Genomic DNA, 26,455 nt, shown 5'->3' with positions numbered 1-26,455 from the left:
TTCAAACATGCTCGACCCAAAACTTATTCGCACGCAAATGGAGCTGGTCGCCAAGGCACTCGCCAAGCGCGGCGTGACGCTGGACACCGACCGCCTGGAAGACCTCGAAGCGCGCCGTAAAGAACTGCAGGTACGCACCGAAAGTCTGCAGAATGCGCGCAACAGCAAGTCCAAAAATATCGGCCGGGCCAAGGCCGCAGGAGAGGATATCCAGCCGCTGCTGCAGGAAGTCGAATCTCTCGGCGGCCAGCTGGCGGAAGCCAAGCAGGCACTGCACGCGCTGCAGCAGGAACTCGACGCGGTTCTCGCGGCCATCCCCAACCTTCCCGACGAATCGGTACCGGAAGGGGAAAGCGAAGATGACAATGTGGAAGTGCGCCGCTGGGGGCAGCCGCGCAGGTTTGATTTCCAGATCCGGGACCATGTGGACCTGGGAGCACAACTGGGGGGGCTGGATTTCGAAGTCGCGGCCAAGCTCACCGGCTCGCGTTTTGCAGTAATGAGCGGACCGGTGGCCAAGCTGCACCGCGCCCTGGCTCAGTTTATGCTCGATGTGCATGTCGAGGAGCACGGTTACCGTGAAGCCAACGTACCAGTGATTGTCAACGGGGAGTCTCTCTACGGCACCTCGCAACTGCCAAAGTTTTCCGAAGACCTGTTTAAGCTGGAGGACGAGCGGGACTTCTATCTGATCCCCACCGCGGAGGTTCCCCTCACCAACCTTTACCGGGATGAAATAGTTCCGGAGGGGAATCCATTGCCGCACAAATACGTGGCCCACACGCCCTGTTTCCGCTCCGAGGCGGGTTCTCACGGCCGCGACACCCGCGGCATGATTCGCCAGCATCAATTCGAAAAAGTGGAGCTGGTTTGGTTCTCGCGTCCGGACCAGTCACAAGAGGCGCTCGAGTCCCTGACCCGCCACGCAGAAACCATTTTGGAGAAACTGCATCTGCCCTATCGCACTGTGGTGTTGTGCGGCGGAGACATGGGGTTTTCAGCGCGCAAAACCTACGATATTGAAGTGTGGATACCGTCCCAGGACAAATACCGGGAAATATCCTCCTGTTCACTGGTAGGCGACTTCCAGGCACGCCGTATGAAAGCCCGCTGGCGCAATCCGGAAACCGCTAAACCGGAACTCCTGCACACGCTCAACGGCTCCGGCCTTGCGGTCGGACGCACCCTCATTGCCGTGCTGGAAAACTACCAGCGTGAAGACGGCACTATCGAAGTTCCCGAGGCCCTCTACAGTTACATGGGGGGCGTCACCACTATCAGCTGATCAATATAGGGAATCTATCCTTGCGTTACCTTCCGCTCGCCTTCGACCTGCTGGACCGCCCCTGTCTGCTGGTGGGTGGGGGTGGCATCGCCACGCGCAAGGCGCGCCTGCTGCACAAGGCCGGTGCGCGGCTGCTGGTGGCGGCGCCGGAAGTGGGGGAAGAACTGCTGGAACTGGTGCGGGAAAGTGGTGGGCGCTGGCTTTCCGAACGCTACGAGCCACGTCACCTGGACGGCGTTGATCTGGTAGTCGCCGCCACCTCCGACAGCTCGGTCAATGCCGCGGTTAGTGCGGATGCACGGGTGCGGCATCTGCCAGTGAATGTGGTGGATTCCCCCGAACTCTGTACCTTTACTTTTCCCGCCATAGTGGAGCGGGGCCCGCTCGCGATAGGTATCAGTAGTGGTGGCGGTGCCCCGGTGCTCGCGCGGCGAATTCGCGCACAACTGGAAGCGCTGTTGTCGCCCGCTGTGGGAGTTGTGGCAGAGCTGGCCGCAAGCACCCGCGAGCAGGTGAAAGCAGCCCTGCCGGAGCCTGTGCGCAGGGATTTTTGGCGCTGGGTTTTCAGTGGTCCTGTAGCACGCAAAGTGGAGGCGGGACAGGTCCAGCAAGCGCGTGCGGAGCTGCTGCACAGCCTTGGTGAGTGGCAGGGCAGCCCCGAGCCCCGGGGGGAGGTCTACCTGGTGGGTGGAGGTCCCGGGGATTCTGATCTGCTCACATTTCGCGCCCTCAGGCTTATGCAGGAGGCGGATGTAGTGCTCTACGACCGGCTGGTATCTCCGGCGGTATTGGAACTGGTGCGCCGCGACGCCGAGCGAATATACGTGGGCAAGCAAAAGCAGTTTCACGCCGTGCCCCAGGAGGATATCAACCAGCGCCTGGTGGACCTGGCCCGGCAGGGCAACAAGGTGCTTCGCCTAAAGGGCGGGGATCCGTTTATTTTTGGTCGCGGCGGCGAGGAGATCGATCGCCTTGCCGATGCGGGCATTCCATTTCAGGTTGTGCCGGGAATCACTGCCGCCTCCGGCTGCGCCAGTTACGCGGGCATTCCCCTGACTCACCGGGATCACGCCCAGTCCGTAAGGTTTATCACCGGTCACCTGAAGGATGGGATTTTGGCTTTACCCTGGGGCGAGCTTGCCACCCCGGGCCAAACCCTGGTTTTCTACATGGGGCTCACGGGGATTGAGACAATCTGCCGCGAGCTGATTGATCACGGCCTGTCAAAAAAAACCCCGGCTGCCCTGGTTGAAAAGGGCACCACGCCGGATCAGCGGGTAGTGGTGGGCGACCTGGAAACATTGCCGGGGCTGGCGGAACGGGAAAAAATTGAGGCGCCCGCCTTGAGTATCATCGGCGGTGTCGTGAGCCTCCGGGATAAATTGAGCTGGTTTCGCCGCTGACCTGATTCAGTCCCCTCGGGCTACCGGGTTCTCTCCCCAGAGAGCCATTGGAGAGAGCCACTATACTGGAGGATAGATACCGATTGGGTGGCCGTCATGACTGTGGCAATTGTCCGGTTTTACTGCATGCTGTTTTTGGGTGCATTTTTGCCGGTAGCTGGCGAAATCCGCCTCCCAAGCCCCCATGACGCTCAGGCCCGGCGCTATACCCGTGCCTACCGCGCCAGGCAAAAACGGGTAAAAAAACTCTGGCTGGGCAGCTGCCTGCTGATGCTGTGCTTCCCGCTGGTCCCCTTTGTCCTTGCGCTGAGCCTGTTCACATCCCTGCTGTCCTTTGCCATTTTGGATGAAACCGTTTGAGTCCAATCGGCGACCTTAGCTCGCCTACTTCAATAGCAGCGTATAGCGCGCCGGTTGCTCTTTGAGCGGGGAAGGATTGCCCTCTACCCAGTCCCTGTGTCCGTTGGCGAAAAAAGGCGACAAGGGGTGGGCGCTCTGGCCGGTGGCCATATGAAAAATCGCCTCCTGTTCGCGACCCGGTGCCACCACCATACGTTGTGAGGCACCACTGCGGGATGACTGGACTCTGGGCAGGTGGCTGTCACCGGAGAGCTGATCGGCGGGCATGGCGGTAAACCAGTTGACCACCTCAACGGCACGGCCCAGGGGATGGCGAATTTCGGCCGTATTCTGCACCCCCCAGGTCTGTTCAGCCAGCGGCCGCCCACCCTCGGCCATCCGCGCCAGGACGCTATCCAGAGCGGCCAGTTTCAGTGCCCGCCAGGACTCAAAATCCGGATTCAACAGATGTGCCGGTTCCATCGTCTGCATTTCCCAGGCCGCATACTCCAGCTGGCGTTTGAGCGAACCGAAAGCAAAGTCCGCCTGGCGGCGTTGCATATGAGTGAGCAGTGGGGCCGTTGTCAGTTCCAGAAATTTCAACCGGTAGTTGCGCACTATGCGATAGCCCACTGAGTCCGCACTGGCCTGGGCGCCCCAATTTTCGATCCGTTCCAACACTGCCTCATAGCGCTTGTCATTTTTCAGCAGCGTCAGCAGCTGTTGCTGCCAGCGATGTAAAAATAGTGCGCGCTGGTCCAACTGGATATCCAGCATGTCCCCCTCATCAAATGACTCCCGGGCAAACAGGTCATCCCTGATCTGCTGCTGCCGGGCACCCAGAGCGTAGCCCTGGTCTCCCATCAATTGCAGGAAAGGGCCATCCATAGTGCGCGCATTGGCGGTCCAGATACGGTGCGACGGGGGATTGTATAGCCGCGGCTGCTCCTCTGCCGCCAGGTAACCATCCCAGAAGGCGGTGCCGTCGGCCCAGGAAACCGAACGGCTGCCATCCAGTCCCACGCGGCGGGGTATGGCCCCGCCCACTGTCCAGCCGATATTGCCGCGGCTGTCGGCAACCACCAGATTCTGGTGTGGTATACCCAACAGAGGGCCCAGGTCGAGTGCCTCTTCGGCGGTCTCGACCCCCTCCATCCGCAACAGATTGATATTGCCGCCTTGCAGGTCGTGGGCGACCCAGCGGTAGGCGAGGGGAGTGCCACTATAATCCTCAGCTACAACCGGACCCCAGATGGTTTTGCGCACCAGCAAGGTTTCCGGCTTTTCACCTTTGATCACAATCTTTTCGCGATCGACGGTGAAGGCCCGCCAGCCATCGGGTGTGCGATAACGGTCCCCAGCCTCGCTCACCTCCAGCGGGATCAGGTCACCCCAGTCGCCCATGGTGTTAGTAAAACCCCAGGCCACCAGGCCATTGCTGCCCACCACCACCAGGGGTCCCCCGGGTAGGGTGGCGCCGCGCATATGGCGATCCGTACCGGGAATTTGCCATCCGGCCCGATACCAGATATTGGGTACTCCCAGGGACAGGTGCATGTCATCGGCCAAAATAGCGCCCCCATGCCCGCTGAGGGCACCGCCCACTACCCAGTTGTTGCTGCCGAATACCTGGTCGTCGCTGGTCATTTCCCGGTAAGCGATAGTGTCGCCGTCTTCCATCAGAGCTGCGATGGGTGTGCGGGGCAGGGTAACCGGGCCGCGCGCGTCGCCAATCAGCGGGGCGTCCCAGCTACCGCCAGCGGGGAAAAAAAACTGATAGAGATCCGCCGGTAGCAGTTTGGCAAGTGCCGTATCGCGACGCTCGTGATCGCCGTTATGACTCTGCAGCGTCAGGTACATGCTGAAAATGGTGAGCATACTGTCCGCCGCCGTCCAGGGTTTCGGTTGCCGACGCAGTAGCGCATACTCCCAGGGAGGACGGCCCAATTGCTGCAAGCCACTATTCACCCCCTGCACATACTTTTTCAGTATCCGGCGGTGAGTCGGAGACATCGCCTTTATATTGCGCTCGGCCCTTTGACGGAACTGGTGCAGGCGGATCTCCCGGTCGTGCTCCAGTGCCACCGCCCCGAACAGCTCCGACAGCTCGCCGGCGGAATTTCGTCGCAGCAGATCCATCTGGAAAAAGCGCTCCTGTGCGTGCAGGAACCCGAGTGCGAAAGCAATACTGCTGCGGTCCTCCGATTCGATCAGAGGAATGCCCTGGGTGTCCCGGTAGATGGTCGCAGGGCTGTTCAGCTGTCCGGTTTCAAGTTCTCCCTCAAGTAGAGGCAGGCTGCCCCGCAGCCATATCCATGTCACCGCCACGGCCAACACCAGGACTCCTACAACTGTCAGCCCCACAAAGGTGAGCCAGCGTACAGCGGATACTTTTATGGCCATCAATGGGCTCCAGATTAGAGAGGTGTATTTTTATCGATGGGGCAGTCTACCAGCCCCGCGGGACAATCAAATTGTTGTTTTGAATGAAGCTGCCGTCATTGAATGGGCTCCCCGGAAAGAGCTGTCATGAAAGTCACAAAAGTTCATTTGTGGGTTTAACCGCCAATTAGAACTGACCAGTCAACGGGGAAAAGTCATATCGGGGCTTCCAATTTTTCACCGGAATCGTAACATGGTGCCAATTACTAGAAAAAATAATTCCCTTAGCTGATAACAACAAACGCGAGGACGCGATGATGCAAAGCGCCGATCAGCCCGGTAAAACCCGGCACTTCAGCCTCTCCACTCTCTCAGGAGCCATTGCAATTGCCACAGCCTTCAGTGGTGGCGTGCATGCGGCGGAAATCGAAGAGGTGGTGGTTACTGCGCAGAAACGTGCGGAAAACCTCCAGGATGTGCCGATTGCCATCAGTGCCTTTACCGGCGAAAACCTCAATGACCTGGGAGTCGAGAACCTTACCGATCTGGGTAAGTTCACCCCCGGGGTCGAGATGAACAACGATACCCCGCTACAGCCCACCTATAACGTGCGCGGTATTCAGACCGGTGATTTTACCGTTGGCTCCGATCCTGCAGTGGCCGTCTATGTTGACGGTGTCTACGCGAGTCGCGGTGCCGGTGCCGAAGTACCACTGACCGATATCGAGCGGGTGGAAGTGCTGAAAGGTCCCCAGGGTACTCTGTTCGGGCGCAACGCCACCGGTGGTGCCATCCACATCATCACCAAGAAGCCTCAGGCCGGCAATGAGACCGAACTGAGCCTGACCGCGGGCAACTTCGGCCGTCAATCCAGCGACTTGCTGCTCAATTATCAGCTGGCGGACAACCTGTACGGCCGGGCCACACTATCCAGCAACCGCCGCGACGGCTGGGCCGACAACCTGGCCGGAGGCTTCAGTGCCGGTGACCAGGATAGCCGGACTTACCGCGTGGCCCTGCTGTGGGAACCAGGGGACAATACAGAGGTGTTGTGGCGCGCAAACTACGGTGTTCTGGACCAGGGCAGTGCACTGCGCTCTTCCGTGGTTCCCTCGCTGCAGGAGCGTGATGGCGGTACCGACGTGTTTGGGGACTATGCGCTGGATACCCCGACCATCGAGGATCGCGAAACCTGGGGTTCCTCTCTGACCATCACTAAAGATTTCGACAATTTTACCTTTACCTCCATCACCGCCTATAGCGCCTTCGACGCCCATCTGCAGCAGGACGAAGACGGCACGGCACAAGCCGATTACATGTTCGGTTCCGCCAACCTCGACGACCAGAGCCAGTTCTCCCAGGAATTTCGTTTCAACGGCGCCACCGATAACCTGAAATGGACCCTGGGTGCCTCCTACTCACAGGAAAAGCTTGAGCATCTGACTGAGGCCTTTTTCACCACCGGTTCACTGGAGTCTTTCGCCGTGTACGAGGGTGTCCAGGCGGCCAGTGAGGGCTTGAACCTGACCACCACTGAGCTGGAAGATCTGGCCGTGGCGACGCGTACGCAGTTGAGGCAGGCCGGTCTTGAGGGCTTCGCAGTATCCAATTTCGTATACGACCTGCTGCTGGGGACCGGCTTATTGGATGCCGCCATGGCCGATGGGCTGGGGCCCCTGGGCCTGACCGCCGCCAACTTGAGTCGCGAGGATATAGTAACTCAGCTGATGGGAGGCATAGCCCCCTGGGTTGCCGGGGACAACCCCTGGAACGAGAATGTGCTCAATACCGGCGACTATCGCTCTGCGGCCATTTACGGTGACTTTACCTGGAGCCTGACCGACAAGATGGACCTGACCGTCGGCGCCCGTTACACCGCCGATAAAAAGGATTTCACCATTGAAACCGCTTATCAGAACCTGTTGCCGATCACCCTGGGTGGCGACACAAGACTGGTGGACGAGAATGGCGATCCCCTGACCATTACCATTCCGGTCGAAGTGCAGCCCGGCGTTATAGTGCCGGTAAGCTTGAACAGCCTGCCCCTGCCGCAAGTAGATATACAGCAACCTTTTGGTCTTGCCTTCTACAATAACGGCCAGCCGTCTCTGGACAGCAAGCTCAGCGATAGCTGGAGCGATATCTCCGGTCGTATCGTGCTGGACTACCGCTGGAACGACGATGTGATGACCTTCGTTTCGCTGGCCAACGGTTTCAAGGCTGGGGGGTTCAACAGCTTGAATTTTGGTCCTGGCGTTGATGCATCTTTCGATCAGGAAAATGTGGTCAATCTCGAGCTGGGTCTGAAGAGCAGCCTGTTCGACAACCGGGTACGCTTCAATGCATCGGTATTCTCCTATCAGTATGACAATCTGCAGGAGCTGGATCTGGTGGGCGCACCCATCCCCAGCTATAACCTGCGAAATGCCGATGCCGAGGGCACCGGCGCTGAAATAGAGCTGCAATGGGCCGCTACCGACAATCTGTTTATTGCCGGTAACTACTCATATCTGGACACGGAATTCACTCGCTATCAGATTATCGAGGCAATCGGTGAAACCGAAGCGGACTCGCGAGTTGGGCAGCCCCGGGTATCCACGCCCGAAAACAAGCTCAACCTGATGGCCGAGTACACTGTGCCCATGAACTCCGGAGCTGAGGTAAGGTTGCGTGCCGACTACAACTGGACGGACGAGCGTATCGGCTCCATCACCGATCCGGCACGTATCATTGATGACTACCAGTTGGTCAACCTGCGCGCCGCCTGGAACAGTGCTTCCGACCGCTACTCCGCCGCACTGTGGATGCAAAATGCCACCGACGAGGACATTGCCGGTGGCTTCGGTGGCACTGGTGCCGCCATCGGCGCCAGCCCCGGCTGGCGCTATCTGCCGCGCACCTACGGAGCGGATTTCACTATACGCTTCTAAGTAAGTCCAATCTGTTCCCAAAGCAAAAGGCCGGCAATCGCCGGCCTTTTGCTTGATCGAATTAGGTCCTGATAGACTTAGAAAGTGGCGTTAAATCTGTCAACTTTGTGGTTTATGCCATAGGAATTGCGCCAGAACTGCGTATCATGCCTTCAAAACAATTGTAGTTGGCCGGATCATGACCATATGTGAGCGTGAAGTGAACACGGAAGTTCAGGCGGAAGTCTTCTCGCGCTACCAGCGCATTCGGGGTGAAACAGAACACTTGGCGGAGCCTCTCTCGGCAGAGGATATGCAGTTGCAGTCAATGCCCGATGCCAGTCCCGGCAAATGGCACCTGGCCCACACCAGCTGGTTTTTTGAAACCTTTGTGTTGCAACAGCAGTCGGGTTACCGGTCCTTCGATCCCGCTTTTCACCAATTGTTCAACTCTTACTACAATTCGCTGGGTACGGCTTACAAGCGGTCGAAGCGGGGCTTACTGTCCAGGCCCCACATGGAAACAGTGTTAGCCTATCGCAAAGCGGTCGATACTGCCGTAACCGACCTTTTGGAAAACTCCCCGTTAGAAACCGACACCCTCGATTTACTGGTTCTTGGCTTGAATCATGAGCAGCAACACCAGGAGCTGCTGCTCACCGATATCAAACATGCTTTTTCCCTGAACCCCGCCCTCCCGGCCTATACAGACCCGGAGTACACGGACAACCAGGGTGGATTGAGTGCTAAGGCCCTCGACTGGCTGGAAATTCCTGCCGGTGTCTACGGTATCGGCAGTGAGGGAGAGCACTTTTTCTTTGACAACGAAGGGCCGGCACACCAGCACCTCGTTGGAGACTACCGTATCGCCTCCCGGCTGGTGACCAACGGCGAATACCTGGAATTTATCCAAGACGGCGGCTACCTTGAACCGCGCCTTTGGCTATCCGATGGCTGGGCCCTGTTACAACAGCAGAATTTGCGGCATCCCGCCTATTGGCACGAGCGGGAAGGGCAGTGGTATCAGTTCACCCTCTCGGGGTTGCAGCCTTTGCACAGTGATGAGCCGGTCTGCCACCTCAATTACTATGAAGCCGATGCCTATGCAACCTGGGCCGGCAATCGGCTGCCAACCGAATTTGAATGGGAAGTGGCCGCCTATCTGCTGCGCCAGCCGGACCAGTTGGCTAGCGCGAATCTGCTGGAAAGCCGCGCTTATCAACCACTGCGATCCCGTAGTGGCCGGCACCAGTTTATTGGTGATCTGTGGGAGTGGACTTCCAGCGCTTATCTGCCATACCCCGGCTTCAAAGCCAATGTCGATGCGATTGGTGAATATAATGGTAAATTCATGTGTAATCAGAAAGTCCTGCGAGGTGGCTCCTGTATCACGCCCGCTGACCACATTCGGCTGAGCTACCGCAACTTTTTTTATCCACACCAAAGCTGGCAGTTCACCGGCCTGCGCCTCGCGGGGGATCTGTCATGAATATGCCATTGAGAATTGTCCGGGACGATAACCTAGAGCGCACCGAATTTCTGCGAAATGTATTGGCGGGCCTAAGAAGTACGCAAAAGACCCTGCCATGCAAGTACCTTTATGATGAAACTGGCTCGCGCCTGTTTGAACGAATCTGCGAACTGCAGGACTATTACGTCACCCGTACCGAAGCTGAGATCTTCTCGGACTACCTTCACGAGATGGCGGCACGGATAGGGCCAAAAGCAGTCATTATCGAACCCGGTGCCGGCAACTGTGAAAAAGTGGAACCCCTTCTCGCCAAACTTGCTGATCCAGTGGCTTATGTGCCGATGGATATTTCTCCAGAGATTCTGCTGAAGGCAAAAGCGCGAATCCGCCGTCGGCTGCCAAATCTCACAGTACGCGAAGTGATTGGCGATTTTACCTGTGGTGAAATCTGGGAAGGGTTGTCCATCGGCAGCGGCCGTAACCGCGTAATCTTTTTCCCCGGTTCTACGGTGGGAAACTTCGAGCAAGAGGAGGCACAGCAGCTGCTGTCCTGTTTTGCCTCAGCGCTAACCTCTGGCGATGGACTATTGGTGGGCACTGATCTCGATAAGGATTCCGTAGTCTTGGAGCGCGCCTATCACGACAGCGAGCACCTTACCGAAGCTTTCAATAAAAATCTGCTGGTCCGTATAAACAACGAATTGGGCGGCAGTTTTGATCTGAATTTGTTTGCGCATCGCGCCTTTTATCATCCTTTACGCAAGCGGATTGAAATGCATCTGGTTTGTCTGGCGAACCACCAGGTCACCGTGGCAGGTGAAGAAATCAGTTTTCGGGAAGGGGAGACTATCCATACCGAAAACAGCCACAAGTACACCATCGAGAGTTTCAACCAATTACTCTGTGCAACGGGCTTTACACCGGTCGAGCACTGGTTAGACCCCGGAGCAAATTACGCGGTCCACTATGCGCAAAAGACTTGACTGGCACCAATTTAGCTAGATGAAAGGTTCACCACTGCAGTTTTCAATACAATACTGCCTGACGAATACATAGAACTCAGTTGCGTTTCTTATCTAGCAGACTACCGGTATCCGACAAAATGTTACTCCTGCCGAATTGAGCCTAAGTCGGTTTAGGTCTGTAATTATGAATACAGGTTCAATTGTGGTGGGGCAAACAATTGAATTCCCTATCATGGCCGTTTAGCAGGCAATTACAGTTAAAGTTCAAATGAAATAATAGTATTCGGCGCAAGTAGTGGATTGAGGCTCGGATAGGGTTCGATGCAGAGTTTTATGTGTGGCGGGAGAAAAGGGTTTTTTCTCGCCAATGACAGGTACTATACGTTTGAGATTGCTCGATTGGTCGACGCACTATGGTTTGTGGAAGCTTTTCTGAGGCTATGGCTCCACTGGCTTCTAAACTATCGTTCTCGTAAGTGGTGGACACTGTTTGAAGCTGCGCGGACTGGAAAGTGGAGAGCATGTCAGGCAAACCGCGAGCATAAAAGGTTAGAAGAAATATTGTTCGATTATGCGGTAAAATTCCCTCTGCCCCTCAATAAAATTTAGAAATTATAGCGTATCTCAGCTCCAAAGCTGCGGGGTTCTAAAATATTTGTGTAAGGCGTACCAAACACTTCCAGGGTGCGACCGCTCGGAATGGCTGCACGCTGGTTATCCAACAGGTTGCGCCCCCAGAGTGCCAGTTCGTAGCTGGCGCTGCTATTCTGCCATGACAGGCGACCGTTGAGACGTTTGTCGTCCACACCGATACCCTTGATGGCACCAAAACTGGCCAGGTAATTGGGGTCCAGCTGGTCGTTGTTCTCAGCGTAGATGTAGTCCATGTGTAACTGTATCGATCCCACAGGTATCGCCGGTGTCCAGTCCATGGCCAGGGTGTAGGCGGTATTGGTGGAGGATTTATCGCGATCCTGCTGTAATTCACCCTCTGCATCATAGAAGGGGTCCCATTGGGATTCCTGGTCGCGGATCGTGGTCACCAGGCCCAGGCGGAGTCTGTCCAAGGGAAGCCAGTCGAGGGTGATCTCGAAGCCGTTAAACTTCTGGTCACCATTGATAACCCGGGGCAGGGCGTTGGCGGAGCCGGGCGGTTTGCTCTCTACGCTGCGCTGGCGGTTGTCCACGACCATATCGAAATAACTGAGTTGTACGCGCAGATTGCCGGGCAGGTCGCCTTTCAGCCCAAGTTCGGTATTTATCACCTCTTCCGGTTCGATGGGTGTGTCGGCGGTGAGGAGATTGAGGGAGTCGAAGCCGCCGGATTTGTAACCGGTGGAGTAGGATAAAAATGCCATCGCCCGGTCGCTGAAATGATACTGCCCCACCAGGCGACCGGTGGTTGCGCTCCACTTATCGCTGGCCCGGCGCACACCCTGTCCGACGTTGTAGTTGTCGGCGGTGGAGAAAATCACCTCCTCTATTTCTGTGCGTCGCCCGCGGAAATTTGTACCGGGTGTCAGCCAGGTAAAGGATTTCTCGTCGGCACTGTAGCGGAGGCCGGCAATAAGGTTAAATTTGTCGGTAAAGGCATAATCCAGATCGAAATAGATGCCCCAGTTAGTAAAGTCGCCAGTGTTTTCCACCCGCTCAACCCAGTTCCAGTCTGCGTAGATAGGGCCAAGCAGCATACCGGTGCCGAGCACATTGTAGGCGACTATCTCGTATAAAACCCCGGTTTGTGGTAACTCGGACCCTGTCAATAGGGTGGTAAAGGTGGCCCAGTCGTCCGCTTCCCACAGATGATCGACAGTGTCGAGCGCAGCAAGCGCCTGATCAGCAGCCAGATCACCGGCACTGCCATCGCCCTGGTAACCCCCCACGGACAGCGCGGCACCGCTGGCGATCTGTTCACGCAGAATCGGGTCACTGATGATATTGGTGGTTACCAGACGGGTCAACGAGTTGGCGGTGGCAGTGACTTCGGTGCTCTGGAAGATGTTTTCGTGTGAGTAATTGACTCCCATGACCGCGGTCAGGCGCTCGCGGATGAAATTCACCTGCAGTTCGTGGTAGCTGATATCTGAGTCGAAAATATTGTTGGTATCCAGGTAGCGGCTGGGGTCGGCCGTGCCATCTTCCTCCTCGCGATTATAGGTTTCCCAGCGGCGGTAACTGGATACCCACTTCAGGCTCCAGTCATCATTAAAGCTGTGCATCAATTTGGCGTTGAGTGTGGACATAGAGCGGGTCTCGCCATCACCACGCACATCGTTTTCCACCTTGCCGGCGAAGGGGTCTGTGCTGAAACCATAGGGACTGACACCTATGGCCTGGCGAGGTGCATTACTCACCTTGTCCCAGTCGTAGGCAAATTGCACGGTGGTGCTGTCACTGATTTCCCCACGCACAGCCAGGCGGCCGCTTACAAGATCCTCGGCCCCTGAATCCGCACCACCGGGGTAAATATTCTCGACAAATCCATCGCGCTGGTAGCTGATCAGATTACCGCGTATAAACAGGTGGTCGGTCATCGGCTCATTTACCATACCTTCCAGCTGTCGCAGACCAAAGTTACCTATGCGCATTGAAACAAAGCCATCGAAATCGCTCTGTGGCGGATTGGGCAATATATTGACTGTGCCGGCCGCCGCATTGCGGCCGAACAGTGTACCCTGAGGGCCTTTTAGCACTTCCACCCGCTGGATATCTGTAAATGACATGGAGGTAGCCGGACCGGGAACATAGGCGTCATCGTAGAAAACGGACACCGAGGGGTCGCCGCCGGCACTGATGGTGGGGCTGCTGATACCGCGGATGCTTAACGCCGATTGAGTGATACCGGAGCTGACATCAAAGCCAGGAATATAGTTGGCCATATCGCTCAACCTGAGCGCATTGGTGTTGTCTATATCGTTGCTGGAAAAGATGTCCACGGTTACCGGCACGTCCAGTGCATTCTGTTCGCGCTTTTGGGCGGTGACGGTAACCTCCTCCAGGGTCAGATCTTCCGCCAGGCCCTGTGTGCTGATGGCAATAGCCAATGCCAGTGGACATCGTACAATGAATTGGTGTTTGCTCATCGAACTCTCCAGTGATTTGTTGTTATATGGGCACACAACTACGGTGGAGAACACCAAAAGAATAATGATTGCCGGTGTAAGGCTGGTCCTTTTTCCACAGCGTGCCAACTGCGGTGTACTATTATTTTCTTTGTGCTAGACCTTCAGAGCATCAACTCGAAATTATCACAATAGTTATCTTTTTTCTATACAGGTGTACCAGAACTGAGGAAATTTTTATTCCAAAAATGGCACTTTATTATTCTTTTTGATATTTCTTTTGAGGTGCAGGAAAAATTGATTGTGGGAATAGGGGGTTGTCGGGAGTTATTACTCAATAAAAATCTGCTAAATGCGTATGTATTTTTTGCAGGGATTTATAGATTATTTGTTAAGCCCAAGCTCCGCTTGAAATATTTTGACAGCGCTATCCCTTCTTGAATATGGCTTGACCTCCTTATGAGGCAGGATTATCGAAAGGGGGCCTGTTCTTTCTGAATTGAGGGCTAACCCGGAAGCTTCTTGTTAGCCGGTAACTCATTTGGTTGCCTCGTTAAAAGCAATAGTTATTTTTCCATTTGATTTTTTTTGTGGCTACTGAGGCCGAGTATAATCAGAAAAATTCGGTTGGCTGTGAATGTTATGAATACAGGTATTTTTTGAGTTTCGGTGAACACTTATCCGATAATTGGTTCGATTTCGTTCAACAGGAAACCCTACCATGGGGAAATTCCGGGTCCATTGGATTATCAGCAAATTTCCCCGAATGAAACTTGACGACAGCTGCTGCTGGATTGATAGTTGCTAAAGACAGTTGGTGGGTTTCGGCAATCCGGCGATTTTGCTACCGACCTTGGCGGGACTTGGTGGAAAAAGTTGCATCAGATAAATACTACGGCCCTTGTCGGCTCCCAGGTGCCGGCCTACATACTTTACCAGTGGGCGCATGGCAGGGGCCAATTCGAATTCCCGATAGAATTGCCGCAATAATTCGATAAGCTGCCAGTGGGCCTCGGTAAGTTCTATTCCCTCCCGTTTGGCCAGTGCCTGCGCCACTGCCGGATTCCAGTCGGACAGGTGACGAAGGTACCCATCCTTGTCCAGGGTGATGGCTTTGCCGTTGACTCGCATCGTTTCCATCACTGGAACCAACTGACAATGGGGTTGTGACGGGTACAGAGATCCACCCAGCCAGATTCATCCAGGGCCTGAACGCCGGGTCGCATGGGGATGCCCCTTGCCTGGGCGTCGGCTTCCAGGCAATAGACGGGCCCAACGGCCTCCCATTGGTTGCCCTGCAGTGCATAGACGCCATCTTCGATCAATAGAAGGGTGTCACCGTCGGCAAATGCGGAGAGGCAGTCCCTGAGCGCGTTGCTGGCAAAGGGCGATTTACTGACAATGTGCAGGGTCATGGTTAGAAATTCATTACTGAGTCGTAATTCCCGATAAAAGCACCGCTGTCGGCGACGGGCACTATTTCGAATTGTTCCCGGGCCAGTTGCTCTATGGAGAGGTGGCGTTGTGCCAGGCTTTTATTGCACACGTATACCCTTTCTATACCAAACATCGGCAGCGCCTGCAGGTTGCGCTGCAGGCTTTTCTGTCCGATCGCCTGGGGGGACTGCTGTGGCAGCAGCTGAAAGACGCCGTCACCGCTAAACAGCAGGTCCGGGGCCTGCTCCATTGCAGCTGCCGCCAGTACCGCCTCCAATCCCTCGCGTGCCAGTGCATTGCCATAGGGGGCCTGGCGGCATAGGGCCAGCAATTTTTTTGTCATGGCTCAGCCTCCGAAGGTGATCAGGCGGTCCGACCGGGCGACGGCGTCAGCCAGTTGTCCCAGGCCGGCCAGGTCGAAGCCTGGGGCGAGGTTGGCTGCGGGTTTCTCCAGCCGTCTGGCCTCCGCTTGACTGAGCAGACCCCGCCGCTGGGCGGCGGCGATGCAGATCGTCAGGTCGAGTTGGTGCTCCTGTTGCAGGGCCTGCCACTGGCTCAGCAGATCCGGCTCGTCCTGGGGCGGTGCGCTTAGGCCGCTGCCGTTGTGCACGCCATCGCAGTAAAAGAATACACGGTAGATCTGGTGCCCGGCGGCCAGCAGGGCGCGGGCAAAGCGCAGTGCCGTCAATGCGGACTCGGACGAGTGGGGGGCGGCGTAAACTGCGAGCGAGAATTTCATAGAAGGCTAAACGCAAAGTGCCCCGCAAGGGCGGGGCACCAATGGGTTCACCGCTGCGGGATCAGTCGTCGGAGGCGAAGCCGAACAGATGCAGCAGGGCAGTGAACAGGTTGAGTATATCCAGATACAGGGCGGTGGTGGCCATCAGGTAGTTGGTTTCTCCACCGTTGATGATGCGGCTGGTGTCATACAGGATAAACCCGGAAAATAGAAGTGCGATCACACCGCTCAACACCACCTGCGCCATCGGCAGGTAGACGCCGAAAAAGCTCGCGATCATCAGGCCCAAGGCGGATACCAGCACCGCGATCAGGCCCACGAACAGGAAGCCACCCATAAAGCTGAAGTCTTTGCGTGTGGTCAGCACATAGGCGGACAGGGCGAAGAAAACCAGCGCGGTGGTGCCCAGTGCCTGCATGACCACCTGTCCACCACTGGCGAGACCCAGGTAGTGGTTGAGCAAGGGGCCCAGGGAGGCGCCCAACAGACCGGTGAATGCAAATACTACGCCCACGCCGGCAGACGAGTTGGCGGTGCGCGGCAGCACAAACCAGACCAGCACAATGGCGGCGATGGAACACAGCAGGCCCAGTCCCCGGCCCATGTCCAGAGCCATTGCGATACCGGCGGTAAAGGCGCTGAAGAGCACTGTCATGGCCAGAAGGGTATAGGTGTTGCGTAGTACTTTGGCCGTTTCCTGACGATCCACTACGGCGGACTGTGAATAGACTCTTGGTTGCATTAGCGACTCCTGCTAGTGAACGATTGAGATGAATCATATCGATACTGGATTGGACCATCAAGTCGAAGTGTGGTTCTGGGGCTGAGCGGGCCAGACTTCAGCAGGGGTTGTGGCTGGTTAACGGCAGTTCTATGTCGACAATCAGAGGCAGGTGGTCCGAGGCCAGGCGGGTCAGCTCGGTGCGTGGCACCTGTATTTTGGTGACCCGGATGTGGCGCTCGATGAACACATAGTCAATGCGGACCTGAATCATGCGACTGGGGAAGGTGCCGAGCGCCCTGTGTCCCGGGGCATGGAGCTGGGCGTCGTGCAGGCGCCTGGCCAGCCGGTTGTATTCGACCGAGTTCGGCAGGGTGTTGAAATCGCCCATCAAGACCTTGGGGTCCTTACAGCGGGGGTTGGCGAGCCACCGGGGGCCCAGCAAAGCCTCTATCTGGCGCAGGCGCTCCGATTTGCTGAGGCCCAGGTGAGTGTTGATGAGGTGTATCTTTTCGCCGTTGTGGGTGATTTCGACCCAGACTGCACCGCGGGGTTCGTTCAGTCCCGGTAGAAAGCCGGGGCTGCCCAGTCCCGGTGGACCCGGCAGTGTCCCTTTTTTGATCAGGCGCATGGGCAGGTGAGACAGTATGGCGTCGCCGTAGCGCTCCTCCTCCAGGTGGATGGCCGGATGGAACTGAAACTCCATTTCCAGGTAGTGCGCTATCTGCTGCGCCTGGTCCACGCCCCCACTGCGGGCTCGGCTGACGTCCAGTTCCTGCAGCGCAACTACGTCCGGCTGGTAGCGGGCGATAATGCGCGCAATGCGTCCGGGTGCATATTTTCCATCCATGCCGAGGCAGCTGTGGACATTGTACGTCATGATACGCAGGGTTCTGGCGCCTACCGACCTGGGGGAGGGCAGGGCAAGTCTCGAATCCTGCAGGAACTGGTGTGCGGCGCGGCGCAGGTCCTCAGCCCGCCAAAAACCCTTGGCCGGCGTGTGAATGTCGGCGGGCAGCAGCGTGAAGCCGTTGGTTTCGTTGGGGCCCGGGCCGCCATGGGAGCCGTTTTCCACCGCGAAGGTCATGGGTTCCTGGCCGGCACACCAACCGAACATGAGGAAATCCCCCGCATCCGGGTGCCGGCACAACTGGGCCAGGTCCGCGGCGGTCTCGTCCCTGAAGGGATGGTCGTCACCGAGCAGGCGGGGGCCATCTCGCGGCAGTTGCACTGCGCCACTCAGGTGCCAGCCGGCCACGGGTGCGTCCGGTCCCTCCCCGTTTTTGTAGAGCACCAGCGGAACTCCGGCTTTCTCCACCACCGCGCGCGCTATGTCGGCGCGGGAGCAGCCATTTAGGCGTACGTTGTACAACATGGCCACAGGGCCCAGGGCGGCCAGCGCCAGGGGGGATTCACTGTGTACTGTTTCGCCCTGGTCTGAGGGGATCATTTTTTCGATCCACTCACTGCCGAACAGGCGCGCGCGCTGTAACTGCACACCCTGGTGGCCACTGCTGCGGAAGCCCTGGGCTTTCGCGGGCAGTTCAGCCAGAACTTCAGCCAGCGCGTCGGCCAGCGAGCGCCCGTAGCGCTCCTGGTAGGGTTGCGCATATTCCTGGCCATGGTCGGAGAAAATCCACACATCATAGTGCCGCCGCTGGGAGCGGTGCGCGGCCCGCCAGACTCTGGAGATGGCATTGTCGATGCCTTTGAGGGTCCAGTGCGCAAAGGCTGATCCGGGCCCGCGCCGGTGGGATTGTTCGTCGTAGCCGAGAAAATTGACGTATACGATAGGCAAGCCACGGGCTATGTCTATCTTGACCCCAAAGGTGCACAGTTCCCGCATCAGAATGGTCACTGCGACCCGGGTGGGCACGAACATCAGTTCCCGCCAAAGGTCCTGGCCGGCAATGATGCCGCGCACTGAGTCTACCAGCGCCAGCACCGATTCGATCAGAAGCAGGGTGCCGGTGCGGACAAAGCCCCAGAGATTGCTGAGCAAAACCAGTAGTACGGTAATTGGGCCGGCGTCCCGCAGGGCGGGGCCCCAGCCCTGGGAGGCGGGGCAAAAGTGGGCCTCGCCATCCTCGGTACCGGCGCGAAACAGGCTCAGGTAACAGCTGCCGCCACGCAGCAGGGGCTCGGTGTGGCAGGCTTTGAGTTTTTCCTCGACCCGTGTGGCTGTTTTGGGGTCGTACATCCTGACCAGTTCCTGGGTCTCGCGCATCATAAAGCCAAATGCGGGTACGATTGCGCGGACGCCGTAGAAAAGCTCTGCCTGTACCGCGGGGGTGGTGGAAGGAACCCCGGGGAAAAGATGCTGCAGGTGGTAGTGTTCCTTGCGAATCAGGCGGCGCAAAAAGCGCATCTTCCGGTTTGCGAGCGCCTTTTGCAGCTGTGGGTAGGCGAGGCCGTCGATCTGGATCAGAATCAGACCGTGGTCGTTGGGGTGGCTGTCGCTGCGCGAGAGCTTAAGCAGCTTCGCCATCCACTCGCTGCGGCTGAAGTGACGGCGCCAGCGGCGCAGACGGGACTCAATTCGGGATAACATATCAATCCGGGTGCCGGGGTTGTTCGCCACCCAGGGCGGCACCGGCGGCACTGGTGACGCCTTCGATGATTTCCCATTGTGCCGCAACCAAATGGCGCATGCGCAGCCACTGGGCATAAAGGGAGTCGTCCAGGCGCCAGTCGTGTTTTAGTAGCGGCTGATAGAGTTTCAATGCCAGATCGGCACAGGTGTGCATGGAAAAATGTTGTGCGGTCTGCAGGGCTGCCTTTTTTAATGCCTGCTGTCCGGCGCCGTCGAGCTGGTATAGCCATTCCAGCGCTTGCGTGAACTCTGCGGCGCTGCCAGGTGTTACCAGGCGACCGTTTACCCTGTCTCGTACCACTTCGCGACTGCCGCTGGCATCCACTGCAATAACCGGCGTGCCAGCGGCCATGGCTTCCGTGAGCACCATACCCTGGGTTTCGCTGGTAGAGGAAAAGACGAACGCATCCATGGCGGCGTAGGCATCCCGCTGTTCCACCCCCTGCAGGGTTCCGGGCATGTGCAGGCGGTCGATGAGCCCGCGACTGGCAAACAGGGCCTTAACACCTGCGGCGCTGGGGCCGCTGCCCACCAGCAGGAAGTGAACGTCGCTATGGGTTCGCAGAAAGCTGGCCACCACGCCAGCGAGAAAGTCGAGGTTCTTTTCCGGCGCCAGCCGGCCCAGATGGCCCAGCACAAAGGCCCCGGCGGGTATTGCCATGCGGGTGCGCGCGGAGAGACCGTCTCCGGGGGTGAACTGGAGTTCAGATACTCCGGTCGGAACCTCCGCTATCGGTGTAGTGACTCCCCGTGACTTCAGCAGCGTGGCCACACTCTGACTGGGGGCAAACACCAGGCTGGCCAGATTGGCGTAGCGGGTGGCAAGTTCGATTACAAATCGCTTCAAGACCTGTGAATCTGCCGGGACATAGTGGGTGTAGCGCTCATAAAGGGTGTGGTGGGTAAAAACCAGTGGCAGTTCCCGCTCCCGCGCGATACGCAGTGCGGTCATGCCCAGCAGGAAAGGGTGGTGGGAATGGACGATATCCGGTTGGAAATCCTCCAGTTTTTCCCGCAAGTCGCCGCTGAAAGGCAGAGCTACGGAAAAATCACTGCCATTGAAATTCTGCAGGGCGTGAATGCGCACAACGTCGCGCTCACCCCTTATCTCAGCCGGAAAAGTCGGCGCTACAACCAGCACCCGGTGTCCCCGCCGCCGGTATTCCTCACTGAAGGCAGCCACCGAGCGGGCGACCCCGCCCACATGCGGCAGGTAGGTGTTGGTGAGCATCACAATGTTCACGGGGCGGTAAGCTCCACCTGGCTGGTGTCCGCGCCCGCCACGGCTGCGACGAAACCAATAGGTCGCACCTCGATGGAGGGCTCCCGGCGATACCATTCCGCCATCCACCGGACCTGGGGCCTGGTACCGGGGATGATTTCCAGCGAGATTGTGCCAAAGCGGGTGAGGGCGGGGCCGAAGGTGATTGGCGCCCGAGCCGATTCGTCGGCGAGCCATTCCGGCGGCAAACCGGAAGCCAGTATGAGGGATTCGCCCTCCTCGCGCACAAAACAGTTGCGCTGCATGGCAATCCACTCCGCCGCCGCCCAGGCGTGTTGGCCGTCGCCCATACAGCCACCCAGGGAGTGGGGATGGATGGCTTCCGGCCACTGACCTGTGGGTGAGGCCAGGGCCGCGACATTGCGCATAAGCTGGAGGCAGCGGCTATCCCCGGCGCGCAGCATCACCTGGGCAATATGCAGGGTGAGGTAGGCATTGATACCGGAGTGGATCATATCCTGAAAGAAACCACCACCGACAAAGCAGTTGTCCAGTAAATACTCCACCAGGTCTGTCAGGCGGGGATCCTGTGCGGGATAGAGCTGCAGGGGGTAACCCGCGGCGATGGATCCAATGGCGCCGGAATCCAGCCGCCGATTCGGGGAAGCGGGCATCGCGGGTCGTCCCAGCCGTTCGGCCACCGAAGCCAGGCTGGCGTCGATAGTCTGGCGAAAATCCATCGCCTGGGTGGTAAAGGCCTCGCGCTCATGCTGCAGTCCGTCGCGGTCGCAGATGGCTGCGGCTGCCAATTGTCCGCCCAGCCCCCAGAAATCGTCCCAATAGTAGCAGTCGTTTGGACCCAGGTGCTCGGCGCTGAAGCCTGCCGGTAATAAGCCGCCGCAGCGACTGCCGTCCCTGGGGTTGCGTTTAGAGTCAATCCAGCGGGCCCCGCGCAAAACCGGTTCTCGCCAGCGGGACTTGAGGTGCCGATTGGTCAGTTGGCAGAAAAGATCGAAAATCCACAGGGCCTCTCCGTTGGAGTCCCACTCACCATCCTGGGAGTGGAAGAAACCATCACCCTTTTGCCGTTTCGGAAATTGATCCAGAGCCCGTTCGGCGCGCTCCACAAGTCCGGCATAAAGCAGTGACTGGATCATGAAAGCCGCATCGCGAAACCAGAACCGTTTGTAAGTGAAGGGGCCGGGGTAAACATCGCAGGGCGAATGCAGTATCAGGGTCCGTATGGCCGCATCATAGATAAACTGCAAATGCGGGTCTGGTACCGACAGGGCGCAGTGATTGTGCAGGCAGTCGGCCCAGCGCTGGGCGGGGCCGGAAGTATGTTTGTCGCTGTGCAGTGGAATATGCACGCTAATATCCAGTGGGTCGCCGGATTCAACGCGAAACATGGCGCCGGCGGTAGCCATGCCCACTTCACATTCGCTGTGGGTCCGGCCTCCAGTATCCTCCAGGTGCAGGAAAACATCGCCGTGCCGATAATCGGAGGCCAGATGTCGCTCCACCGGGCGGTCGAACTCCACCGCCTGCTTCTCCTCAATCAACCAGCTGCGGCGGCGCTCATCCAGCCGCACCTTGTGCAAAAAGCTGACACCCTCGGGGTTGTATGGCCGCAGTGCCACCACCAGCCAGCCGCCTTGCCGGCACTCAGCTGTCAGCTCCAGTACACACTGGCGATCTTCAATGCCGCCCTCGACCAAAACCCGGTTGCGCAGGCGGTTGTCACCACTGGCGGTTTCGGTGACCACGGCAATATTGCTCCCCATTTCAAGTTTCTGGCAGCAGTCGCCGGCCTTAGCCGGTATCAGCCTGTCGCCGCCGTCATCCACCACCCATACATCAATCGACCAGCCGTCGTAATAGGGCATCAGCAGACCGCGGGGGTCGACGATAGGCATTTCCTCGCAGTCTGGCTGGCCCACGGCGGTCCAGTTGCGGTGGCTGAGATTGCAGTGAGTGATGGAAAAGGCACGGGGAATAAACGACTTGTCGGTGGGGTCAAACTGGCGTTCCACCCAGTAGGGCCAGACCCAGTCCAGATTGTGCTGAATCACCTTGCTGTTCATTAGCGCGCGGGCGTGGAAAACAACTCCTGCGCGCAGCAATTCTATGGGTTCGGCAACTTCCGAGGGCTCCGAAAACCGCTGCAGGCGCGCCATCACCGAAAGCGGATCGAGAAAACCGTGTGCTCTGGCGAATTTGCCGACCATGAACCGCCAGGGCAACCATTTCATCCAGGGCATCAGAGATCCTCGATATCAATTTTTTGCGCCAGAGCGCGGCGGGCAAAACGCATCAGTCCTACCACACCGACGATAGCCAGAATGAATCCCAGCACATAGAAGGCCCATTGCACCGGGGTGCGCCCGGCGTCCATGCTGCCCATTGTGGCCAGGTCGGAGGCGATAGAACCTATATAAACATTGTGTACCGTCAGCGGGATGATGCCGATCAAATTGCCCAGAACGAAATCCCACAGGCGCACAGGCGTGAGACCGAAAAAGTAATTGGACAGTTTGAACGGAAATAGCGGCACCAGTCGCGTGAGCATAATCAAGCGCCAACCTTCGTCCCGCATGATTTCCCCCAAATTGGGCGGTTTCACGTGGGATAACAGCCAGCGCGAAGGGCGGGGCCCTATGCAGTAGCGGGCGATCAGGAACGCGATGGTGGCGCCGAGTACAGTACCGGCCAGGACGAAGATGGTGCCCTTTATCACACCGAATACGAATCCGGCCCCCATGGTGAAAACCACCCCCGGGGCCAGGCAGACAATTGCCGCCGCCATGATCAGAACGAACAGCAGGCTCGCGTGCCAGCCCTGGCCGTCGAGCCACTGAAGCAGGGTGACGAGTTGGTCGTCGAGATCGAAATACAGAATCAGGCCGAGGGCCAGGGTCACTACCAGGATGCAGACCACTGGAATCCATATCGGAGAACTCTTCACGCCTTTACCACGCCCCGAGTCAATACTGCAGACCGGGAACACTTCGCGGCCTTCCACTTTACAGCCTAGCCAACTGTCTGCGGCCATCCGCCTTTTGGTCCGATGCAGTGCAACTGGATCCTGGTCACTGAGTACTTGAGAGAATTCCGGCCCTCAGGCCACCAGGGATAAATCGGCGCTCCAGTTTGCTCCGTGAGCTATTTGTAGATTTATTATCAGCTTAAATTTATTTAATAAAATCAATTAGTTATAATAATTTTTTAAACTTAAATATACAGTTTGGATATATGCCCACACCCCTTATTCCTCCTGGTGACTGGGGTAATATCCCTGGCCTTGGAGGCGTCCCGGCATCCTGCTACACTCGGCCGCCCTCAAACGGCAGGCGATGCGATGCCCATGAAAGCTGCTGACCACGACACAAGCAGGGTTCAGCAAAGGTCCGGCGTGCCCACAGTGCCTATGGCTCCACTTCCCCTTTACTTTCAGAACGGCGCGGCGGTGACGGAATTGCCCCCGGACCACAGCATCTCCAATGGCCTGCTGGAAACCATGCGCTGTCAGGGTGGCAACTTGCCGCTGTGGCCATTGCACCTGGCGCGGCTGCAGCGCAGCGGCGTTTTACCGGCGGACCAGCTACAAAGCCTGGAACAGGGGATCAGGACGGCAGTGGACGGGCTGGAGGACCGGGCGCTGAAACTCCGGTTGCGATACGGCAGGATGGGCGGTGACCGCTACTGGGATCTGACTGTCTCGGAGTTGGATTCCGGCCCCCTGTCGGCACAGGGCGCCACTCTATTCCTGTGCAAGACCCGGTTGCTCACTTCCCGGGGCGTGAACCCCGGCTGCAAAACGCTATCGCGGAAACGATATAATCTCGCCGCCGCTGAGCTGCCGTCGGAGTGCGGCCCCTGCGAAGGCCTGCTGATGGACGACAGCGACCAGGTGATAGAAACACTGCATGGTAATATTCTGCTGCGGCAGGGGAGCGACTGGGTGACTCCGGACCTGATCGGCGCAGGTGTGCGGGGAGTGATGCGGGACTGGCTCCACAGCCGGATTCCCCTGCTGGAGCGGCCCTGCTCGCTGGACTCTGTACTGCAAGCACAAGAGCTGGCGGTGTGTAACAGTGTTCGCGGCATAGTCCCGGTGGTGGAACTGTTGGGTTTTCGCCGCTGGAGGCCCGGTGAGGCAACGCAAAACCTGCAACGGCTGGTCGCGGAAGGGTTGTGGTGAGTAGACAAGCAAATTGGAGGCGCCTATCCGTCGCTTTGTAATCGGCACTGTCCTGGTGGCGGCAGTGGTTTCGGGTGCTGCCCTGTGGGCGGCGCAGGCCAGCCTGGTGCGCCCGCTGGCCATTCCCGGGGAGGGGCTGCGTATCGATGTGGAGGAGGGGAACAATCTGTCCCGTGTCCTCAACCGGCTGAGCCGGCAGGGTGTGATCCAGTGGCCCCGTCTCGCAGTGCTCTATGCGCGCTGGCGTGGGGAAACGGCCATCCACGCGGGGGAATACCTGCTCCCTCAGGGTTCCAATGCCATGGATCTGGTGGGCCGTCTCAATCGCGGCGATGTAACCCGCTACCGTCTTACACTGGTTGAGGGCTGGACCTTTCAGAAGGCGCTCAATCAGGTCCGCTCCGGCCGGAAAATAGTCAAGACCGCGCAGGGCGAGACCGCAGAGGCAGCGGCGCAGGCACTGGGGCTCGCAGGGGAAAGTCCCGAGGGTTGGATTTTTCCCGATACCTATATCTATCGCTCCGGGACCAAGGATATGGATTTGCTTCGGCAGGCCCACAAGCGGATGCAACAGGTGCTGGAGGAGGAGTGGCAGGCCCGCGCTGCGGAGCTCCCCTACGACTCCCGGTACCAGGCCCTGATCATGGCTTCGCTGGTGGAAAAAGAGACGGGTCAGCCATCCGAACGCGAAGCCATTGCCGGCGTGTTCGTGCGCCGGCTCAATAGAGGTATGCGGCTGCAAACGGACCCGACGGTAATCTACGGCCTTGGTGAGACCTACGATGGCAATCTGCGCCGCGCTGATTTGCAGCGGCCAACACCTTACAATACCTATGTCATTCGGGGACTGCCGCCTACGCCGATCGCCCTGCCCGGGCGAGAGGCGATTCGGGCTGCGCTCAACCCCGCGGATGGAAACAGCCTTTACTTCGTCGCCAAGGGTGACGGGTATCACCATTTTTCGGCGACGCTGGCCGAACACAACCGCGCTGTGCGCGCCTACCAGCTCAAGCGCCGCAGCGACTACCGCTCCAGCCCGGCACAAGGGGACTGACTTGAAGCGTGGAAAATTGATCACCCTGGAAGGGGGAGAGGGTGTCGGCAAGTCCACCAACCTGCTGTTTATCACCCGCTGGCTGGAACAGCGGGGCGTCGGTTTCGTACAGACCCGGGAACCCGGCGGCACACCTCTGGCAGAGCAACTGAGAGAGTTGCTGCTGAGCCGGCGGAAGGAGCAGGTGGACCCCACTGCAGAATTGCTGATGGTATTCGCGGCCCGCGCCCAGCATCTGGCGGAGGTTATCCAGCCCGCACTGACAAGGGGTGAATGGGTGATTTGCGATCGGTTTACCGATGCAACTTATGCCTACCAGGGCGGCGGCCGGGGGCTGGACGGCGTGTTGATCGGGCAATTGGAGCAGATGGTGCAAGGGGAACTGCGCCCGGACAAGGTGCTGTTGCTGGATCTGGACCCCCAGGTGGGCCTGCAGCGGGCTGCGGGAACAGGGGCTGCGGACCGCTTCGAAAGTGAACAGATCGCCTTTTTCGAACGGGTAAGGGCGGCTTATCGGGCGAGGGCCGCGGTGGCACCGGAGCGCTATACGATCATCGACGCCAGTGCATCTCTCGAAAGTATTCAACACCAGCTTCAGTGTGAGCTGGAACGCCTTTTGCTGGAAGCTTAGGTGGCCAGAGGTGGATTATTTTGGGCAGGGTTTTGTGATGC

The 26,455-nt window shown here is 58.0% G+C and carries 20 protein-coding genes; 9 read left to right on the top strand and 11 right to left on the bottom strand.

The features are described from left to right. The first annotated feature begins 7 nt into the window (after window positions 1-7). The 3 genes from serS to ABVT36_RS12725 all read left to right on the top strand — a co-directional run bounded on the left by serS (window position 8) and on the right by ABVT36_RS12725 (window position 3,048). Window positions 8-1,285, top strand: coding sequence for a serine--tRNA ligase (gene serS / locus ABVT36_RS12735; RefSeq protein WP_368456907.1), 1,278 nt, complete (start codon window positions 8-10; stop codon window positions 1,283-1,285). Window positions 1,286-1,305: 20 nt separating this feature from the next. Continuing rightward, the gene (gene cysG / locus ABVT36_RS12730) at window positions 1,306-2,688 is read left to right on the top strand and encodes a siroheme synthase CysG (RefSeq protein ID WP_368456906.1); all 1,383 of its coding nucleotides are present in this window, start codon (window positions 1,306-1,308) and stop codon (window positions 2,686-2,688) included. A 96-nt stretch (window positions 2,689-2,784) separates the two neighbouring features. Next, window positions 2,785-3,048: a hypothetical protein gene (locus ABVT36_RS12725; protein ID WP_367150325.1), complete on the top strand. Its 264-nt coding sequence runs from the start codon at window positions 2,785-2,787 to the stop codon at window positions 3,046-3,048. A gap of 24 nt (window positions 3,049-3,072) precedes the next feature. Here ABVT36_RS12725 and ABVT36_RS12720 read toward each other — a convergent pair whose 3' ends face one another. Continuing rightward, window positions 3,073-5,430: a penicillin acylase family protein gene (locus tag ABVT36_RS12720; RefSeq protein ID WP_368456905.1), complete on the bottom strand. Its 2,358-nt coding sequence runs from the start codon at window positions 5,428-5,430 to the stop codon at window positions 3,073-3,075. 293 nt (window positions 5,431-5,723) lie between these two features. On the opposite strand from ABVT36_RS12720, the gene ABVT36_RS12715 reads away from it, so the two are divergent. The 3 genes from ABVT36_RS12715 to egtD all read left to right on the top strand — a co-directional run bounded on the left by ABVT36_RS12715 (window position 5,724) and on the right by egtD (window position 10,772). Next, window positions 5,724-8,339, top strand: a complete 2,616-nt coding sequence (locus tag ABVT36_RS12715; protein ID WP_368456904.1) for a TonB-dependent receptor — start codon at window positions 5,724-5,726, stop codon at window positions 8,337-8,339. 199 nt (window positions 8,340-8,538) lie between these two features. Next, on the top strand, window positions 8,539-9,807 hold the full coding sequence (egtB, locus tag ABVT36_RS12710; RefSeq protein WP_368456903.1) for an ergothioneine biosynthesis protein EgtB: 1,269 nt from the start codon (window positions 8,539-8,541) through the stop codon (window positions 9,805-9,807). Next, window positions 9,804-10,772, top strand: coding sequence for an L-histidine N(alpha)-methyltransferase (gene egtD / locus ABVT36_RS12705; protein ID WP_368456902.1), 969 nt, complete (start codon window positions 9,804-9,806; stop codon window positions 10,770-10,772). Before egtB ends, egtD begins: the two co-directional genes overlap by 4 nt. Before the next feature lie 587 nt (window positions 10,773-11,359). Here egtD and ABVT36_RS12700 read toward each other — a convergent pair. The 10 genes from ABVT36_RS12700 to ABVT36_RS12655 all read right to left on the bottom strand — a co-directional run bounded on the left by ABVT36_RS12700 (window position 11,360) and on the right by ABVT36_RS12655 (window position 23,493). Further along, window positions 11,360-13,837, bottom strand: a complete 2,478-nt coding sequence (locus ABVT36_RS12700) for a TonB-dependent receptor (protein WP_368456901.1) — start codon at window positions 13,835-13,837, stop codon at window positions 11,360-11,362. Between the two features lie 783 nt (window positions 13,838-14,620). After that, window positions 14,621-14,956 carry a TusE/DsrC/DsvC family sulfur relay protein gene (locus tag ABVT36_RS12695; protein ID WP_368456900.1) on the bottom strand — a complete coding sequence of 112 codons (336 nt, stop codon included), beginning with the start codon at window positions 14,954-14,956 and terminating at the stop codon, window positions 14,621-14,623. After that, a complete protein-coding gene (gene tusB / locus ABVT36_RS12690) occupies window positions 14,956-15,231 on the bottom strand; it encodes a sulfurtransferase complex subunit TusB (protein WP_368456899.1) in 276 nt (91 codons plus the stop codon). The genes ABVT36_RS12695 and tusB overlap by 1 nt, the downstream gene beginning before the upstream one ends. A gap of 2 nt (window positions 15,232-15,233) precedes the next feature. Next, a complete protein-coding gene (gene tusC / locus ABVT36_RS12685) occupies window positions 15,234-15,596 on the bottom strand; it encodes a sulfurtransferase complex subunit TusC (protein WP_368456898.1) in 363 nt (120 codons plus the stop codon). A 3-nt stretch (window positions 15,597-15,599) separates the two neighbouring features. Next, a complete protein-coding gene (gene tusD / locus ABVT36_RS12680; protein ID WP_367150336.1) occupies window positions 15,600-15,992 on the bottom strand; it encodes a sulfurtransferase complex subunit TusD in 393 nt (130 codons plus the stop codon). Between the two features lie 61 nt (window positions 15,993-16,053). Then, window positions 16,054-16,734 carry a Bax inhibitor-1/YccA family protein gene (locus ABVT36_RS12675; protein ID WP_367150337.1) on the bottom strand — a complete coding sequence of 227 codons (681 nt, stop codon included), beginning with the start codon at window positions 16,732-16,734 and terminating at the stop codon, window positions 16,054-16,056. Window positions 16,735-16,831: 97 nt separating this feature from the next. Continuing rightward, window positions 16,832-19,264, bottom strand: a complete 2,433-nt coding sequence (locus ABVT36_RS12670; protein WP_368456897.1) for an endonuclease/exonuclease/phosphatase family protein — start codon at window positions 19,262-19,264, stop codon at window positions 16,832-16,834. Between the two features lies 1 nt (window position 19,265). Beyond that, window positions 19,266-20,549 (bottom strand): glycosyltransferase, encoded by a 1,284-nt coding sequence (locus tag ABVT36_RS12665; RefSeq protein ID WP_368456896.1) that lies wholly within the window; start codon window positions 20,547-20,549, stop codon window positions 19,266-19,268. Continuing rightward, window positions 20,546-22,789 carry a hypothetical protein gene (locus ABVT36_RS12660; protein ID WP_368456895.1) on the bottom strand — a complete coding sequence of 748 codons (2,244 nt, stop codon included), beginning with the start codon at window positions 22,787-22,789 and terminating at the stop codon, window positions 20,546-20,548. Before ABVT36_RS12660 ends, ABVT36_RS12665 begins: the two co-directional genes overlap by 4 nt. Further along, entirely contained in the window at window positions 22,789-23,493 is a 705-nt protein-coding gene (locus ABVT36_RS12655; RefSeq protein WP_367150341.1) for a TVP38/TMEM64 family protein, read from the bottom strand. Before ABVT36_RS12655 ends, ABVT36_RS12660 begins: the two co-directional genes overlap by 1 nt. A gap of 399 nt (window positions 23,494-23,892) precedes the next feature. On the opposite strand from ABVT36_RS12655, the gene ABVT36_RS12650 reads away from it, so the two are divergent. From ABVT36_RS12650 to tmk, 3 genes are read left to right on the top strand one after another with little or no spacing between them, the layout of a single operon-like run. Further along, the gene (locus ABVT36_RS12650; RefSeq protein WP_368456894.1) at window positions 23,893-24,729 is read left to right on the top strand and encodes an aminotransferase class IV; all 837 of its coding nucleotides are present in this window, start codon (window positions 23,893-23,895) and stop codon (window positions 24,727-24,729) included. 13 nt (window positions 24,730-24,742) lie between these two features. Continuing rightward, window positions 24,743-25,783, top strand: coding sequence for an endolytic transglycosylase MltG (mltG, locus tag ABVT36_RS12645; RefSeq protein WP_368456893.1), 1,041 nt, complete (start codon window positions 24,743-24,745; stop codon window positions 25,781-25,783). A 1-nt stretch (window position 25,784) separates the two neighbouring features. Further along, window positions 25,785-26,414, top strand: coding sequence for a dTMP kinase (gene tmk, locus ABVT36_RS12640; RefSeq protein WP_368456892.1), 630 nt, complete (start codon window positions 25,785-25,787; stop codon window positions 26,412-26,414). The last annotated feature ends 41 nt before the right edge of the window (window positions 26,415-26,455 follow it).

Source organism: Microbulbifer sp. TYP-18 (genome assembly GCF_040932045.1).
Taxonomy (GTDB): Bacteria; Pseudomonadota; Gammaproteobacteria; order Pseudomonadales; family Cellvibrionaceae; genus Microbulbifer.
Note: the sequence above shows the minus strand (reverse complement) of the source record. Positions and strands in the feature narration are given on the sequence as shown.